The following is a 16,531-nucleotide window of genomic DNA, read 5'->3' as shown; positions in this document are numbered from 1 at the left end:
TATGACCGACGTGAACCCGGCACTCTAGCGCGGGTGGCCGAAGCGCGGCAAGCGGCGTGGCCGGAGGGTGGCGCGCAAGCGCGACGGAACGTCACTTTCACGCCCGGATCCCACCCCCTGTGGACAACTTTGTGGAGAAGTCGGCGCCTCACGGCCGCAAAGGCCCGCTCGTGCGCCTTTCTATCGGTGTAAGGTCTGGATGGGATGGTAAAAACATTATAAAAATCATATAGATAGATCGGATTTTAGCGTCTGCGCGCTAGCCGTCGCAATTGTGACAATTCATGTAGCCAATGTGGAAACATTGGCGCGCCCGCGCGCTGGGAGCGTTTCCTGCTGGACTCGCGCCCCCCGAACGGTCTATCGTCTGGGCGGGCCGCCTCGCGTCCGCTGCTTATCCACACCCTCTGCCATGTTCTCCGATCGCCTTTCTGCCCCGCCTGGCGGCGACGTCGTCGTCCCGGTTTCGGCCCTCAACCGCGCCATTGGCGCCATGCTTGAGCGCAGCTTTCCGCTTGCCTGGATTTCCGGCGAAGTGTCGAATTTCACGCGTGCCGCGAGCGGCCATTGGTATTTCTCGATCAAGGACGCGCAGGCGCAGATCCGCTGTGTGATGTTTCGAGGCCGCGCTCAGTACGCCGAATTCACGCCGCGCGAGGGCGACCGCATCGAAGTGCGCGCGCTCGTCACGATGTACGAGCCGCGCGGCGAACTTCAGCTCAACGTCGAGGCGGTGCGCCGCACCGGGCAGGGGCGTCTCTATGAAGCCTTCCTGCGCCTGAAGGCCCAGCTCGAAGCCGAAGGGCTCTTCGACGAGGCGCGCAAACGCGCGCTGCCCACGCATCCACGCGCCATCGGCGTGATTACGTCGATGCAGGCTGCCGCGCTGCGCGACGTGCTCACGACGCTGTGCCGCCGCGCGCCGCATGTGCCGGTCATTGTTTATCCGGCGCCGGTGCAGGGCGCGGGCTCGGCGGAAAAGCTCACGGCGATGCTGGAGGTCGCCAACGCGCGCAACGAAGTCGACGTGATCGTGCTGTGCCGGGGCGGCGGCTCGATCGAGGATCTCTGGTCGTTCAACGACGAGGCGCTGGCGCGAGCGATCGCGGCCAGCGAGATTCCTGTCGTGAGCGGCGTGGGTCACGAAACCGATTTCACCATCGCCGATTTCGCCGCCGACATGCGTGCGCCCACGCCTACCGGGGCCGCCGAACTGGTGAGCCCGCAGCGCGTGCTGCTGCTGCGCGAGCTCGATCAGCGTCATGCGACGCTCGCGCGCGGTTTTGGCCGCCTGATGGAGCGGCGCGCGCAGCAACTGGACTGGCTCGCGCGGCGGCTGGTGTCGCCGGCCGAGCGCCTTGCCCAGCAGCGCTCGCATCTGCGTCAACTGGCGATCCGGCTGGCGTCGGCGGGTTCGCGCTCGACCGCGCAGGCGCGCGCGAGCTTCAACGTCGTGCAGATGCGCTGGCAGCGCACGCGGCCGGACGCGGCGGCGCAGCGGGTCCAGCTCGAAGCGCTCGGACGGCGTCTGGACGCCGCGTTTTCGCGCGGGCGCGAGCGCGCCGTTGCGCGCGTGTCGGAACTCTCGGCGCGGCTCGAAGTGCTCAGTCCGCAGCGCACCCTGGAGCGCGGTTATGCGGCGCTGCTCGACGCGCAGAGCGGGGCCGCCGTGCGCACGCCCGCTGCGCTCAAGCCGGGCAAGCGCCTGAGCGTGCATCTCGCCGAGGGCAGCGCCGATGTCGCGCTCGCCGATGTGCAGCCGCGTCTTTCCGAAGGTTTCTGAAGCCGTTGCGAAAAACTGTTCTGGGGGCGCGCTACAAGGCTGGCAACGCCGCTTGCATTGTTCTTGCAACTTTCCTGCAATCTTTGCAGGCGATGCTGGAAGCGAGACTCTCGTGCAGCGGGCGCGCTGCATGCGCATCACCGCACGCACAGACAGCATTTGCACTGTCCGCACAGCGTCTTGTGCAAACCGGACAGCGCGAATGCCGCCTGCGCGCCGAGGCTGCATGTCGAAGGCGTGAAGGCTCGCCCGACGCACTCGAAAGCCGCTGAAAACAGGCGTGAAAGCCTTGTCCGGCGCATGTTCGGCATAATGTCCGCTGGTTTGCGGGGTTATTCCAACTCGCCTACAATCGAGTGCTCAATGCCGGTCTATACGTGGAATTTCACGTAGAACTTCAAGCAGAACTCCCCATAACACGACGAAGGAACCGCATCATGTCATTTACGCTCCCGCCGCTGCCGTTCGCGAAGAACGCTCTTGCTCCGAACATGTCGGAAGAGACGCTCGAATTCCACTACGGCAAGCATCACCAGGCCTACGTCACCAACCTGAACAACCTGATCCCGGGCACCGAGTTCGAAAAGCTCTCGCTCGAAGAGATCGTCAAGAAGTCGTCGGGTGGCGTGTTCAACAACGCCGCCCAGATCTGGAATCACACGTTCTTCTGGAACAGCCTCTCCCCGCAAGGCGGCGGCGCACCGACGGGCGCGCTGGGCGATGCGATCAACGCGAAGTGGGGTTCTTACGACGCGTTCAAGGAAGCCTTCACGAAGGCTGCAGTCGGCAACTTCGGTTCGGGCTGGACGTGGCTCGTGAAGAAGGCTGACGGCTCGCTCGACATCGTGTCGACCAGCAACGCCGCTACGCCGCTCACGACCGACGCAACCGCGCTGATCACGATCGACGTGTGGGAACACGCTTACTACATCGACTACCGCAACGCACGTCCGAAGTTCGTCGAAGCGTTCTGGAACATCGTGAACTGGGACTTCGCAGCGAAGAACTTCGCGTAAAGCCGCCGGTACGCGCGCCGCAACGCCTCGTGCGTACGCGGCGCCCGCAAAAAAAGCCCTCGATTCGCATCGAGGGCTTTTTGTTTGCTGCTGACGTTCGAGCGTCGCTTACGCCAGCGCGGCGATCGTTTGTTCCGTCGAGCGCACGTGGCCCATGTGGCGGAACAGCTTTTCGAAGGTGAAGTGATGCATCTCTTCGTTGAGCGCCGACGTCGCGTCTTCGACGAACACCAGCTTGAAGCCGAAGTCGAAGGCCGCGCGCGCGGTGGACTCCACGCCAAAGTTGGTGGCGATGCCGCCGAGCACGATCGTGTCGATGCCGCGACGACGCAACTGCTGTTCGAGATGGGTGCCGTAGAACGCGCCCCATTGGCGCTTGGCGACGATCACGTCGCCGTCCTGTGCGCCGATTTCCGGCACCAGTTCGGAAGCGATGGCGGGTGCGAGCGGCGCGTCGGGCGTGCGCGTGGGCGCATCGGCGGGCAGCGCGAGGATTTCGTTGAGCAGCACGTGCACCCAGACGACCGTGCCGCCTTTGGCGCGCAGCGCATCGGCGAGCGCACGAGCTTTTTCGACCACTTGCGCGCCGCTATGGGGCGCGATGGGACGGCTCACGATACCGTGTTGCAGATCGATCATCACAAGCGCGGTCTTGCGCGGATCGAGCGAGAGGGACGAGAGAGCTTGCGTCATGATGCACCATTATGTGAGGATAGCCTCACATATAATACACGTATGTGAGGGAGGGCTCAGATATGGCGGCCACACCGCTGCGACCAGGTGCAGCGTCCAGTGTGTCGAAGGATGGGGCAAAGGAAGCCGCGCGCCGCGTGCCGCGCCAGGAGCGTGCCGCGCGCACCGTCGAGGCGCTGCTCGAAGCGGCGGCGCAGGATTTTGCCGAACGCGGTTTCGAGGGCGCGACCATGACGCAGATCGCGCAGCAGGCGGGCGTATCGATCGGCGCGGCGTACCAGTATTTCCGCAACAAGGACGAACTTGCGCTGGCACTACGCCAGCAGTACGGCAACGACATGGACGCGCGCTGGAGCGCCTTCATCGAGGCCCAGGCGGATGAGCCCGCGTTGCCGCCCGCGCAACTGGCCGAGCGCCTGTTCGACATGATGGTCGATCTGATGGATACGTATCCGGCTTATCTGCCGTTGTTGTCCGCGTCGCTCGGTTTCCGGCGCGATGCCGCCGCGCGCAACAAGTTGCGATTGCGCTTCTCGACGCTGTTTCGCCGCTACAACGAAGCGCTCTCCGCCGACGAGGCCTACCGTATCGCCGAGGTCATGCTGCAGGTCGTCAAGAGTCTGAACCCGCTCTACGCCGCAGCGAAGCCCAGGGACCGCAAGCTGCTGGTGGCCGAATACAAGGGCGTGCTGGCGGCGTGGCTGGCGGTTCGGCTGGTGTGACGCTGCTTGCGCTAGCGCGGCAGTTGTTCGTCGCGCGAATGCAGCACGCGGTCGATCAAACCGTATTCAGCCGCTGCTTCCGACGACATGAAATGATCGCGGTCGGTGTCGCGCACGATATCGGCGATGTCGCGGCCCGTGTGCGCGGCGAGCATCGCGTTGAGGCGCTCGCGCTGATAGAGCACCTCGCGCGCCTGCACCTCGACATCGGCGGCCGTGCCCTGGCTGCCGCCCGACGGCTGGTGGATCATGATGCGGGCATTCGGCAGTGCGAAGCGTTTGCCGCGCGCCCCGGCGGCCAGCAGAAACGATCCCATGCTGGCGGCGAAACCGGTGCATAGCGTGGAGACATCGGGTTTCACGAACTGCATGGTGTCGTGGATCGCCATGCCGTCGTAGACGGAGCCGCCCGGCGAGTTGATGTAGAGACTGATGTCTTTCTCCGGATTTTCGGCTTCGAGAAACAGCAGTTGGGCGACCACGACACTCGCCGTCTGCTCCGTTACCGGGCCGACCAGAAACACGATGCGTTCGCGCAGCAGGCGCGAGTAGATGTCGTAGGCGCGCTCGCCGCGTCCCGAGGTTTCGATGACGGTTGGGACAAGGTTGAGCGCTTGCGGCGCGATTGCTGCATGATGCTGGACGTTGGCGTGCATTTGGGGCCTCGAACGGGATTGGGCGCAGCGCGGTCTGGCTTCGCCACTGCTTTCAAGACGCGGCTCGCGTCCCGCATGTGACAAAAATATTTTTGCCGATGGCTGTCACATCGGCGGCATGCCGGACGTCAGGAGAGCAAAGGCGGCGCGGGCCGTCCGCGAAAACAGGGCGCGGTTCGCAGGTGTTGGCGCGCCAGGCAAAGGAGCGACGCGAATGACGGTGATCGACGACATGCACAATCAGGCTCCTATGCAGGCGCCGATGCAGATGCAGCAGCAGATGCAGGCGCAAACCCTGGAGCCGGAGCAGGACGCGCCCGCATGGGACGAGGCGCGCCGCGCGCTCACGTTCGACAAGGAGCGTGCGCGCCTGCTGGCGATGGCCGCTCGCGTGCTGGGCAGCCGCGCAGAAGCCGAAGACGTCGTGCAGGACGCCTGGTTTCGCTGGCGCGACGCCGACGCCGCGGCGGTTCGCACACCGCAGGCATGGCTTGCCACGGTGACGGTGCGTCTGGCCATCGACCGTTTGCGCAAGCTGCGCCGCGACAGCGCAGCCGCCGACGCGCTCGCGGGCGATCTCACCTGGTACGACGGCTGCGCGCCATCGGCGGAGGAAACCGGTTTGCGCGCCGCGCATCTCTCGGAGGCGTTGCTGATGCTGCTGGAGCGGCTCGGGCCGCTGGAGCAGGCCGTGTTCGTGCTGCGCGAGGCCTTCGAGTGCGATTACGCCGAGATCGCCGCGCTGACCGGCCGTACGCTCGCGCATTGCCGCCAGATCGTGCATCGCGCGCATGGCCGACTGTCACGTGAAGTGCGTGAAGTATATGAGTCCGCGCCCGCCGATGCCGCGCAGCACGCGCGCACGGTCGAGCGGCTGCGTGAAGTGCTGCACACGCAGGATCGGCCCGGCTTGCTGGATCTGCTAGGCGTGACCGCAACCGCGCCGGCGGGTTGCGCGTCCAGCCTGCCTCGCCCGCTGGGCGTGGAAAAGCTCGCGCTCGCCCGAGGGGGAGACTTGTGCGCCTGGCTGCATGTGCGCGAACGCGAACGCGATCGCAATCGCAACGGCGACAGCGGCTTCATGCCCGTGGTCTGCGTGGACGCATCCAGTACGCTGGAAAACGCGAATCCTGCATTCGGCGGCGCGGCGGTGCGCGCCTTGCTGGCCCAATACCGCCAGTACACGCAGCACGCGGCCTCGAACGAAGCCGCGCTCGCGGTCCTCGCCTAGCCGCGTTGCGCGGCTTCCCAGTTGATGTCGACGCACAGCACCTGCAGGCCGTGCGCCGTCTGTGCGGCGATCGAAGCCGTCACGCACAGGTGGGCCTCGTTGATCGACAGATAGGGCGGCGTGAACTGCACGCTGCCGGGCGCTTTCATCGCGCCGATGAAGTACGGCCGGCGCTCCCAGCTCGCGCCCTCGGAATGCAGCAGCGGGCGGAAGCGTTTGGCGCGTTGCGAGGTGCGCCCGTCAGGCAGCACGTTATCGCCGATCTGGCGGCCCGAGGCGTCCAGCAGGAAGCTGCGCGCCGTCTCGGCGAGGCCGAGCAGCGGCAGGGTGGCGTCGGCCATGCTCGCACCGGCGGCCAGTTGCGACGCCGCCGCTTCGAGCGCGCTCACATACGGCGCGAGACGCGCGCACTGGGTCCGCTCGCGCGCGCTCACGCGCTCGCGCAGCCGCGCCGACAAATCGTCCATCAACTGCGCGGCCACCGCGGGCGGCACCGGCTCCACGTCGGGACGCGCGAAGTGCCCTCCCTGCACGAAATCTGCGCCGCTTTCCAGCGCGATCAGCGCATCGCGCTCGGTCGACAGGCCGCCCACCAGCACCAGCTGGCCGGACTCGTGCAGCATCGACACCAGCCCAGGCAGCACGCGCTCAATGTGCGCATGGCGGCTCGCCTGCGCAAGCAGGCTGCGGTCGAGCGTGACGATGTCCGGGCGCAACTGCCACACGCGGTCGATGTTCGAATGCTTGGCGCCGAAGCCGTCCAGCGCGATCACGAAACCGGCCTTGCGCAGCGAGTCGATGATCTCGGCGAAACGCGAATTCTCGCCGCCGGCCTGCTCGGAGACTTCCAGCACGACGCGCTGCGGCGGCAGGCCGAGCGCCTTGATGCCGGCGAGCAGGGCGTCGCCGTAGCTCGTGTCCATTAGCGCGGCGGGATGCAGGCTCAGGAACAGCCATTCGTCATGCGAATCGAAGGCGTTGAAATTGCCCAGATGCAGCGATTCGGCCAGACGGCCGAGTTCGAGCAGGTCGCCGCGGCGCGCCGCCTGGGTGAAGACCTCCTGCGACGGCACCTGCTGGCCCTGTTCGTCGTGCGCGCGCAGCGATGCGTGATAGCCGATTGCGCGGCGGTGGGCGACCGAAAACACCGGCTGGAACACGCTGAAAACGGTGTATCCGCCGTAGAGCACGGTGCGCCGGGCGCCTTCTTCGCCCGCGATGGGGCGCGACTGGTAGCCGGGGGGATCGAGGTCGATCATGCTGTTCATAGGCCTGAATGGCGCGCGCTCCGGGCGGTGCGGGAACGGTCCCAAAGGGGCGTTCCGAGCCTTGCGCGCGAACCTCAAGTTTACATTACTGGATAGGCGTGCAAAAAGTATGCGCGGTCAGGCACAAGGCGGATCGAATGATCCGCGCAGGATATAAGGAATTTTGAGAGGCCACGCCGTGCTTCGCAGCGGTTCGCGAAGCACTTGTGCGGCGCGCGTCGTGCACTGCTGCGGTGCGCGCTTCAGCTGAGCGCTTTCGGTGCGCGTTCAGGTCGGCGCTTCAGCTGCCCGAGCCGACGGCGCTCAGGTCCGCTCGGAAGGATCGGTCTTCTTCGCCGCGCGCCGCACGTCGTCCGAAAGCTGGGCGAAGATCCACGACGAGGCCGCGGTAATGACGCCTACGCACACGAAGGTGGCGTGGAACGCCGGGATCACATTCGAGGCCGTCATATGGCCGATCAATCCGGTGAAGGCGGTGAGCATCGCGCCCGCCACCGTCACGCCCAGACTCATCGACAGCATCTGCACGAGCGAGAACAGGCTGTTGCCGCTGCTCGCGCCGCCCATGCCCAGGTCCTTTAGCGTGAGCGTGTTCATCGCCGTGAACTGCATCGAATTGACGCCGCCAAATACGGCCAGCTGCGCGATGCGCAGCCACAGCGGCTCGCCAGGCGTAGTGAGCGCGAAACTCGCCATCATCAGGCCAACCAGCACCGTATTGACCACCAGCACGCGCCGGTAGCCCACCCGCGTGATCAGATGCGTGACGAGGCGCTTGGAACCCATGCCGGCGGCGGCGACCGGCAGCATCATCAGACCCGCCTCGAACGGCGTGTAGCCGAGCGCCACCTGCAGCAGCAGCGGAATCAGATAGGGCATCGCGCCGCTGCCGATGCGCGCGAACAGATTGCCGAGCAGCCCCACGCTGAAGGTGTGAATCTTGAAGAGTTCGAGCGAGAAGATCGGCCGTGGCGAGCGCTGCGCGTGCAGCCCATAGGCCACGAAGGCGGCGAGCGAGACCACCAGCAGCACCAGCACGACTGCCTGCGGAATGCCCAGCTCGGAATGGCCGTCGAGTGCGAACGAGATCGTCACCATGCCGGTCACGAGCAGCAGGTAGCCGGGCACGTCGAATTTCGGCGTGTCGGGATTGCGGCTGTCGGGCATGAAGATGAAGGTGAAAATGCAGCCCACCACGCCCACCGGCACGTTGATCAGGAAGATCCAGTGCCATGAGGCGATCTGCACGAGCCAGCCGCCGAGCGTCGGGCCGATCAACGGGCCAATCAGGCCCGGGATCGCCACGAACGAAAGCGCGGGCAAATAGCGCTCGGCCGGGAAGGTGCGCAGCACGGCAAGACGCCCGACCGGCAGCAGCATGGCGCCGCCCACGCCCTGCGCGATGCGCGAAAGCACCAGTTGATCGAGCGTATGGGCGCTCGCGCACAGCAGCGAGCCGACGGTGAACACGAAGATCGCGCCCAAGAACACGCGGCGCGTGCCGAGCTTGTCGGCGAGCCAGCCTGACACGGGGATCATGACCGCCATCGTCAGCGAGTAGGCGATCACGACTGATTGCATGCGCAACGGTAATTCGCCGAGACTCGTCGCCATCGCGGGCAGTGCCGTGTTGACGATGGTCGAGTCGAGCGTCTGCATGAAGAAGCCGGTGGCGACCAGCCACAACATCACCGTTAACGATCGGGGCGAGGGTGACGGTGAGGGCGTGCTGCTCGAAGCGACGCTGGAGGTGGTGCTGGGTTCTGACATGGGACGGGCGGCTTGGCGTGGCGGGCAACCGACATTGTAGAGAACCCGGCGCGCCCGCGTGCTCAACAGGCTGGCCGCGGCATGACATCGGCGCGGTAGCCATGTCAGCTATGTCACAAGCGCGCCGCCGCCGCGAAGAACGCCTGCGCACGCGGGTCCAGCGCGAACGCCGCGTTGATGCGCAGCCACGGGCTGGGCTCGCCGTGCGGACGGAAATGGCTGCCCGGCGACGCGCTCACGCCGAACGGCTCGCCGCAGGCCACGAGCCGCGCTGAATCGTCGATATGCGGCACGCGCGCCCACACGAACTTGCCGCCCATCTGCTGATGCGCGCGTCCGCTGCCATGCAGGCCGGTCGCGCTGGCCAGGCCGCCGAACAGTTCCCAGCCGTGCTCTTCCAGCGTGCGCGTGGCCGTGCCGAGCGCCTCGGCGATGCGCCTGCGCAGCCGGTCCAGATACTTGCGGTACGCGCCGCGCTCCAGCAGCGTGGCCGCCACCGCCTGCGTGAAGCGCGAACCGCTGATGGTGGTCAGCGCCTTGATCGCGGCGAGGTCGCGCACGATCGCGGGACTCGCCACCACATAACCGACACGCAGCGACGACGACAGCGTCTTCGACAGCCCGCTCACGTAGACCACATGCTCGAACTGATCGAGCGCGGCGAGGCGGTCGGTGGGATCGGTCTGGAAATCGGCATAGATATCGTCTTCGACGATGGTGAAGCCGTGCTCGCGCGCGAGCTGCAGCAGCCGGAACGCGACTGGCGGCGAGATCGTCGTGCCGGTCGGGTTATGGAACACCGTGTTGACGAAGAACGCGCGCGGGCGATGCTGCGCGAGCAGCGCATGCAGGTGATCAAGATCGGGGCCGCTCGCGGTGCGCCGCACGCCGACGAGGCGCAAGCCGTGCAGCTTCAGGAGTCCGTAGAGATTGTAGTAGCCGGGGTCTTCCACGAATACGGTGTCGCCGGGCTTGAGCATGTAGCGGATCAGCAGGTCGAGGCCTTCGCTCGCGCCTTCGGTCACGAGGATCTGCGAGGCCTCGGCGGCAATGCCGAGCGGTGCGAGTCGGTTGCGCAAATGCTCGCGCAGCGTCGCCTCGCCCTGCGGCGAGCCATAGTCGACCAGACTCGACGGATCGGTGCGCGAGACGTGGCGGATCGCCTGGCCGATGGCGTCGACGTCGCGCCACGCCTGGGGGACCGAGCCGCTGTCCAGTTGCAGCGTCTCGCCTGGGCGGTTCAGGTGCGCGAGCAGATGGCCGGATTCGTCGGCGGCATTCGAGACATCACAGGTGCCCATGCCGGCCATGCCCACGCGCGCGTACTCGCTCACGTAAAAGCCCGAGCCCTGGCGCGAGTCCAGCCAGCCCAGCGACACCAGCCGGTCGTAGGCCTCGATCACGGGAAAGCGGCTGATGCGGTAATCGGCGGCGAGTTGGCGGATCGACGGCAGGCGCGCGCCCGGATGCGCCGAGCGCGAGCGTATCCAGTTCTGCACGCCGGCGACGATCTGTTCGGTGAGCGGGACGCTGCTGGTGCGGTCGAGTTCGAGTTTCATGCGGATTGGGCGCGATGGCCGGCGGGGGCGCGGTTGAGGGGCAGTTGAAATTCAGTTGAAAGGCGGTCGAGTGTCAGTCGAAAGTGTCCGGTTTTTTGACTGCACAGTTCCGGGCCAAGTGTTCGGAACTGTGCATGTAACCGCCTGACACTGACGGCAATAATGCTCCCATCCGGAACACGCTTCAAGGCGCGTTTTTGAGCCACCGGCGAAGCGAAATGGCGAGGAGCACGGCAATGCGCGAAATCCGAATTTTCGAACTGGAACACGGCGAACCCGCCGAGACCTGGCAACTGGCGCAGGCGATGCAACTGCATGTCAGCGAGGGCGAACTGTGGCTCACCATCGGCGGCGATGCACACGATTACTGGCTGCGCGCGGGCGAGTCGATGGAACTGGCAGCGCACGCACGCGTCTGGCTGAGCGCGGGCAACGACAACGCGCGTTTCGTGCTGGCGCTCGGCGGAGCCTCGGCGCGTGCGGCGGTGGAACTGCGGCGCCATCGCCATGCGCCAGGTTTTGCTGGCTGGGTCGCGCAGGCGCTGCGGAGTTTGCGCTCGCGTTCGGCCCGTGCCGCTTTGAACACGCCCGCAGCAGGTTGATTATCCTGGTCAAGATTGATCGCGGCGGGGCGCTGCCCGTAACCTGACTGGACTTCATCCACGCCCACAGGACGCTGCCATGACGCCCCGCGACGCACTCGACCATCTCTGGATGCTGGCCCATCCGCAGGAAGCTGGCCATGAAGCCGTTGGCCACGCAGCCGCGGCGCTCGATCTGATCGACGTGCACGGTGATGACCCCGGTCTGCCTTCGGTGTTTCGCGTCGGTACGCTGGCGGCGGCGTCGATCGGCGCGGCGGGGCTGGCGGCCGCACGTTTTCACGCGCTGCGCGGCGGGCCCGATCAGCGTGTCTCGATCGACGTGCGCCGCGCGCTGGCGGCGTTTCGCAGCGAACGCTATCTGAGCGTCGATGGCGGCGCGCCGTTCGAACTGCGCCATCCGGTGACGGGTTACTTTGAAACCCGCGATGGCCGCTGGATCCAGCTGCACGCGAACTTTGCCCACCACCTGCAAGGCATCCTGCGCGTGCTCGGTTGCGGCGAAAGCCACGACGAGGTCGCGCGCGCGGTCCGCTCGAACTGGGACGGCGCGGCGCTCGATGCGGCGCTGGCCGAAGCGGGCTTGTGCGCCGCGCTCGTGCGCTCGCCGCGCGAATGGGCCGCGCACGAACAGGCGCAGGCGGTGGCGAGCCTGCCGCTGTTCGAGATCGAACGGATCGGCGACGCCGAGGCACCCGCGCTGCAACCCGCAGAGCGCCCGCTCGAAGGCGTGCGCGTGGTCGATCTCACGCGCATCATCGCCGGGCCGGTGGCGGGGCGCACGCTCGCGCATCACGGCGCCGACGTGCTGCTCATCAACGCTGCGCACCTGCCCAATATCGCGCCGCTCGTGATCGACAACGGTCGCGGCAAGCGCTCGGCCACGCTCGATCTGCGCGAGGCGGTAGACCGCGAGCAACTGCACGCCCTGATTCGCGACGCCGATGTGTTCCTGCAAGGCTATCGTCCCGGCGCGCTCGCCGCGCATGGCTTCGCGCCCGAGGTGCTGGCGCGCGAGCGGCCTGGCATCGTGTGCGTGTCGATCTGCGCGTACTCGCATCGCGGACCGTGGCACGAGCGACGCGGCTTCGACAGTCTCGTGCAGTCGGCGAGCGGCATCGTCTGGAACGAGAGCACGGTGGCGGGGACCGCGAAGCATTTCGACAGGCCACGCCCGCTGCCGTGTCAGGCGCTCGATCATGCAACGGGCTATCTCGCGGCGTTCGCCACGATGGTGGCGCTGGCGCGGCGCGCGCGCGAGGGCGGCAGCTGGCACGTGCGCCTGTCGCTTGCGCAGACGGGCCGCTGGCTGCAAACGATGGGCATGCTGGAGAACGGGCAACAGGCGCCCGAGGTGAGCGCGCAGGACGTGGCCGATTGCCTCGAAGAAACGCTCACGCCGTTTGGACGCGTGCGCGCCGTGAAGCCTGCCGAGCATCTCGAACGCACGCCGGCGTTCTATGCGCGCCCGTGTGTGCCGATCGGCACCGACCGGCCGCAGTGGGATGCGTGAGGCGCTGTCCCGCCTGCCTCGATGGTGCTTACTTGCGCAGTTCCGCGACGAAGTCGTAGTAGTCGTTGCGGCAGTAGGTATCGGTCAGCTCGATGGCGCGCTGATCGGCGGTATAGCCTACGCGCGTGATGAGCAGCAGCGCCTCGTTGGGCGCGATGCTCATTTGCCGGGCGATCTCCTCGCTCGCGTTGACCGCGCGGAAGTGCTGCAATGCGCGCACGATCGACAGTCCCCGCTGCTCCAGAAAACTGTAAAGCGAATCGCCGATGGCGTTCGGATCGGGGATCAGCGCGGCGGGGAAGGTCGAATTTTCGACCGCCATGACGATGCCGTCCGCCAGTCGCAGGCGCTTGAGGCGCGTGACGGCGGCGGCGGGCGAGAGACCCAGCTGGATCACCTCGTCGCGGCTGGCCGGCTGGATCTCGCGCGAGAGCCAGCGCGAGGCGGGCGTGAAGCCGCGCTGGCGCAACATCTCCGAGAAGCTCGTGAGACGCGAGAGCGGATCTTCGTAGCGCGGCGTGATGAAACTGCCCGCTCCTTGCGTGCGGCGGATCAGACCTTGCTCGACCAGCAGCGCGATGGCCTTGCGCGCGGTGATGCGCGACACGCCCAGCGCATCGGCGAGCACGCGCTCGGAGGGCAGCGCCTCGCCGGCGGCCCAGCGGTTGTCGTGAATCGCATCGCTGAGCTTGCGGGCGAGCTGCAGATAAAGCGGCGTATCGTTGTCCGGGTCCGGGCGCAGGCTGTGCCAGCGGTCTTCCGTGGGTTCGTTCATGGGAGGCAGGCATGAAAGGCGAACGGCAATTTTATGACATAGCCGCGCCCGCGCGGAAATGACCCGCTTATCGTTCGACGCATGAAGCTGTGTCCATCGCGGCGCTACACTGAGTGTTTGCTCAATTTGCTCAGTTTGTTCAATTTGCCCGGAAAGGACGACACCATGACGACCGATATCGCCAGCATCGCATTGCCCGGCGGCGAGCGCATCGCGAAGCTCGGGCAGGGCACGTGGGAAATGGGCGAGCGTGCTTTGCGCCGCGCCGACGAAATCGCCGCTCTGCGCGCAGGCGTGGCGCTCGGCATGACGCTCATCGATACCGCCGAAATGTACGGTGACGGCGCGACCGAAGCGCTGGTGGGCGAAGCGCTCGATGGATTGCGCGAGGAGGTCTTTCTCGTCAGCAAAGTCTATCCGCACAACGCCAGCCGGCGCGGCGTCGAACGCGCCTGCGAAGCGAGCCTGAAGCGGCTTGGTACCGACCGGCTCGATCTGTATCTGCTGCACTGGCGCGGCGGCGTGCCGCTCGAAGAAACCGTCGCGGGATTCGAGGCGCTGGTGCGCGCGGGCAAGATCCGCTATTGGGGTGTCAGCAACTTCGACACCGAAGACATGGAAGAACTCTTCGCGATTCCGGGCGGCGAAGCCTGTGCGATGAACCAGATCCTCTACAACGTGGCGCGGCGCGGGCCCGAATTCGATCTGTTGCCGTGGTGCGCGCAGCAGGGCGTGCCCGTGATGGCCTATAGCCCCGTCGATCATGCGCGCTTGCCCAAACGCTCGCCGCTCGACGATATCGCGGCGGCGCATGGCGTGTCGGTCTATCAGGTTGCGCTCGCATGGGTGTTGCGCAAGCCGGGCGTGTGCGCGATCCCGAAGGCGGGGCGCATCGAGCATGTGCGCGATAACCGCGCCGCGCTCGATCTCGTGCTGGGCCCACAGGATTACGCCACGCTCGACGCTTATTTCAAGCCGCCGCGTGCCAAACGTGCGCTGGAGATGCTGTAGGGAAGGGGAGTAGCGCGCATGAGGGTGGGCGAGGAAGCAACAGGGGATTCGCCAGTGCGCGCTACGTCGTCGTATCGATCAGGGTAGAGCCTGCCGCGCAGCAAGCCGGCAGAGCCGCTTGCCGGACTCCGGCCACCGGCGGCGGTTTCCGGCCGGGGGACCGGAAAGCCGCCGCCGTTTCTGCCTGGAGTGGCGTGACCGACCGTCACGCCAATTCGGGGTGGCAGCGGCGGCGCATGTGCACCGCCGTGCGAGTTCAATGACTGCCGCCATTGCCGCCACCGTGGCCGCCGCCGCTCCCGCCGCCCGGGCCGCCAGACGAACCACCCTTGCCGAATCCACCGCTGCCGAAGCCGCCTCCGAAGCCGCCGCTGCCGAAGCCGCCTCCAAAACCGCCTCCAAAACCGCCACCAAAGCCGCCGCCGTGACCGCCGCTACCGGCGCCGCTGCCGCTGCTGCCACCGCCGCCGCAACCGCAGCCGCTAGAGCCGCCGCCACTGCCGCCGCCGCCGCCACCGCCACCGCCACCGCCACCGCCACCGCCACCGCCACCGCCACCGCCACCGCCACCGCCACCGCCACCGCCACCGCCACCGCCACCGCCGCCGCCGCCGCCACCGCCACCGCCACCGCCACCGCCACCGCCACCGCCACCGCCACCGCCACCTCCACCGCCGCCTCCACCGCCGCCTCCACCGCCACTACCGCCGCCGCTGCCACCGCCACCGCCACCACCGCCACCACCGCCACCACCGCCACCACCGCCACCACCGCCACCACCGCCACCGCCACCGTGGCCTCCACCCGAGCCGCTCGATCCACTGGTCGCGCCGCCGACCCCCGAGCTGCTGCCGCCGCGTCCCGTGCCCGAACTGCCGCTTGAGCCACTCGTGCTGCCGGAGACGCCCGCGCCGACACCGCCCGCGCTGGCCGAACCCGACGATCCATTGCCGCCGCGTCCGCCCTGGCCGCAGTTGCCGTTGTTGATGCCGTAGCAGTTCTTCGGCAGGAAGACCGTGGCGGCGTCAGACGCTTCGCTCGTAGTGTCGCTGCCAACGCCCGCCGTGCCCGCCGTGCCCGCCGTGCCCGCAGCCCCAGCAGTGCCGGGCGCTGTCGCGGCACCCGCGCCGCTTGCCGGAAGGGCGCTGGCCGCGCCGAACGGGCTCGCGCCCGACATCGGCGTCGAGCCGCCCGACGTCCCGGCGCCACCCGCTGTTCCAGCCGTGGCCGCCGTGCCGGGACCCGAGCCTTCAACCGGCATCCCGGCATCGTTGACTGCGCCGCCGCTCGCCGGCAATGCGGCATCGGCGACAATCATCCAGGTCGGGGACGTGACGTTGCTTTCGGCGTGTGCGCCGACGGCGGGCAGGAGCACACTGGCTCCCGCCGCGCCGATTGCAACAATCGCGAGTCCTCGGCTAACCCCGTAGCAGTACTGATGAAATGATCTGTTCTTCATGACTTCCTCCCGGGAAGCGATGGCGCGTGTCCGCCTCGCTTCTCTAGCGCCTTGTGTCTGACGTCGCGCAGTGACTGCGTCGACGCCGACCCCCGCCAGGCTGGATCCGCTTTGCGCCGGTGTGCGCTCCGTATCGTGGGAGCGCCATGTCATGCCAGTTGAAGCGGTACACGAGGCACACGGCCGGCGTTGCATCGGATGACCGGTTTGTGCAGGAGTCCTTGCCGATTGTCGTCAGCCCTATGGCGGGGCGGCAGAAAGCAGGCGCGTCATGCGTCCGGTCATCCGTTCGCCTGGTTCGATGCCGGGCGCTTTATACGCCCGGAACCGTCGTCAGGCGGCGACCGGATGCCTGGTATCGATATAGCGAGTTCTGTGCCATCGGCTGCAGAAGGCCGTAGCTAGGGGACTTTACAATTGATCTATGGTGCTGGCGTAGAAAAAATCACTGAAAACGTTTCGGCGATGAAACG

Annotated in this window: 15 protein-coding genes; 8 read left to right on the top strand and 7 right to left on the bottom strand. The window is 67.0% G+C overall.

The genetic code is table 11. From position 1 onward, the window contains the following. The first annotated feature begins 412 nt into the window (after positions 1–412). The gene (gene xseA, locus F4827_RS02075) at positions 413–1,783 is read left to right on the top strand and encodes an exodeoxyribonuclease VII large subunit (protein ID WP_183720261.1); all 1,371 of its coding nucleotides are present in this window, start codon (positions 413–415) and stop codon (positions 1,781–1,783) included. A 437-nt stretch (positions 1,784–2,220) separates the two neighbouring features. Beyond that, positions 2,221–2,799, top strand: a complete 579-nt coding sequence (gene sodB / locus F4827_RS02070; RefSeq protein ID WP_103706282.1) for a superoxide dismutase [Fe] — start codon at positions 2,221–2,223, stop codon at positions 2,797–2,799. 108 nt (positions 2,800–2,907) lie between these two features. Here sodB and F4827_RS02065 read toward each other — a convergent pair whose 3' ends face one another. Continuing rightward, a complete protein-coding gene (locus F4827_RS02065; RefSeq protein ID WP_183720264.1) occupies positions 2,908–3,492 on the bottom strand; it encodes an isochorismatase family protein in 585 nt (194 codons plus the stop codon). A 62-nt stretch (positions 3,493–3,554) separates the two neighbouring features. Between F4827_RS02065 and F4827_RS02060 the strand changes: the two genes are divergently transcribed. Further along, positions 3,555–4,214, top strand: coding sequence for a TetR/AcrR family transcriptional regulator (locus tag F4827_RS02060; RefSeq protein ID WP_183720267.1), 660 nt, complete (start codon positions 3,555–3,557; stop codon positions 4,212–4,214). 11 nt (positions 4,215–4,225) lie between these two features. Here the strand turns inward: F4827_RS02060 and clpP are convergent, their stop codons facing one another. Continuing rightward, the gene (gene clpP / locus F4827_RS02055; protein WP_183720270.1) at positions 4,226–4,870 is read right to left on the bottom strand and encodes an ATP-dependent Clp endopeptidase proteolytic subunit ClpP; all 645 of its coding nucleotides are present in this window, start codon (positions 4,868–4,870) and stop codon (positions 4,226–4,228) included. 214 nt (positions 4,871–5,084) lie between these two features. Between clpP and F4827_RS02050 the strand changes: the two genes are divergently transcribed. After that, complete coding sequence (locus F4827_RS02050) at positions 5,085–6,101, top strand: sigma-70 family RNA polymerase sigma factor (protein WP_260174794.1); 1,017 nt, start codon at positions 5,085–5,087, stop codon at positions 6,099–6,101. Here the strand turns inward: F4827_RS02050 and F4827_RS02045 are convergent. Both F4827_RS02045 and mdtD read right to left on the bottom strand, forming a co-directional pair. After that, complete coding sequence (locus F4827_RS02045; protein WP_183720273.1) at positions 6,098–7,369, bottom strand: EAL domain-containing protein; 1,272 nt, start codon at positions 7,367–7,369, stop codon at positions 6,098–6,100. The two genes, F4827_RS02050 and F4827_RS02045, sit on opposite strands and share 4 nt — an antisense overlap. Before the next feature lie 303 nt (positions 7,370–7,672). Further along, a complete protein-coding gene (mdtD, locus tag F4827_RS02040; protein ID WP_260174929.1) occupies positions 7,673–9,058 on the bottom strand; it encodes a multidrug transporter subunit MdtD in 1,386 nt (461 codons plus the stop codon). Here mdtD and F4827_RS35070 point away from each other — a divergent pair. Next, the gene (locus tag F4827_RS35070) at positions 9,027–9,179 is read left to right on the top strand and encodes a hypothetical protein (protein ID WP_260174944.1); all 153 of its coding nucleotides are present in this window, start codon (positions 9,027–9,029) and stop codon (positions 9,177–9,179) included. The two genes, mdtD and F4827_RS35070, sit on opposite strands and share 32 nt — an antisense overlap. Before the next feature lie 73 nt (positions 9,180–9,252). Here F4827_RS35070 and F4827_RS02035 read toward each other — a convergent pair whose 3' ends face one another. Beyond that, positions 9,253–10,704 carry a PLP-dependent aminotransferase family protein gene (locus F4827_RS02035; RefSeq protein WP_183721316.1) on the bottom strand — a complete coding sequence of 484 codons (1,452 nt, stop codon included), beginning with the start codon at positions 10,702–10,704 and terminating at the stop codon, positions 9,253–9,255. Between the two features lie 230 nt (positions 10,705–10,934). Here F4827_RS02035 and F4827_RS02030 point away from each other — a divergent pair, with 230 nt between their 5' ends. After that, positions 10,935–11,300: a DUF2917 domain-containing protein gene (locus F4827_RS02030; protein ID WP_183720279.1), complete on the top strand. Its 366-nt coding sequence runs from the start codon at positions 10,935–10,937 to the stop codon at positions 11,298–11,300. A 79-nt stretch (positions 11,301–11,379) separates the two neighbouring features. Continuing rightward, positions 11,380–12,813, top strand: a complete 1,434-nt coding sequence (locus F4827_RS02025; protein ID WP_183720283.1) for a CoA transferase — start codon at positions 11,380–11,382, stop codon at positions 12,811–12,813. A 28-nt stretch (positions 12,814–12,841) separates the two neighbouring features. Here F4827_RS02025 and F4827_RS02020 read toward each other — a convergent pair whose 3' ends face one another. Next, on the bottom strand, positions 12,842–13,588 hold the full coding sequence (locus F4827_RS02020) for a GntR family transcriptional regulator (RefSeq protein ID WP_183720286.1): 747 nt from the start codon (positions 13,586–13,588) through the stop codon (positions 12,842–12,844). A gap of 165 nt (positions 13,589–13,753) precedes the next feature. Here F4827_RS02020 and F4827_RS02015 point away from each other — a divergent pair, with 165 nt between their 5' ends. Beyond that, positions 13,754–14,599 (top strand): aldo/keto reductase, encoded by an 846-nt coding sequence (locus F4827_RS02015; protein WP_183720289.1) that lies wholly within the window; start codon positions 13,754–13,756, stop codon positions 14,597–14,599. A gap of 256 nt (positions 14,600–14,855) precedes the next feature. Here the strand turns inward: F4827_RS02015 and F4827_RS35770 are convergent, their stop codons facing one another. Beyond that, positions 14,856–16,058, bottom strand: coding sequence for a hypothetical protein (locus F4827_RS35770; protein WP_183720292.1), 1,203 nt, complete (start codon positions 16,056–16,058; stop codon positions 14,856–14,858). Between the last annotated feature and the right edge of the window lie 473 nt (positions 16,059–16,531).

Origin of the sequence: Paraburkholderia bannensis (genome assembly GCF_014200455.1) — a bacterium.
GTDB classification, from domain to species: domain Bacteria; phylum Pseudomonadota; class Gammaproteobacteria; order Burkholderiales; family Burkholderiaceae; genus Paraburkholderia; species Paraburkholderia bannensis_A.
Note: the sequence above shows the minus strand (reverse complement) of the source record. Positions and strands in the feature narration are given on the sequence as shown.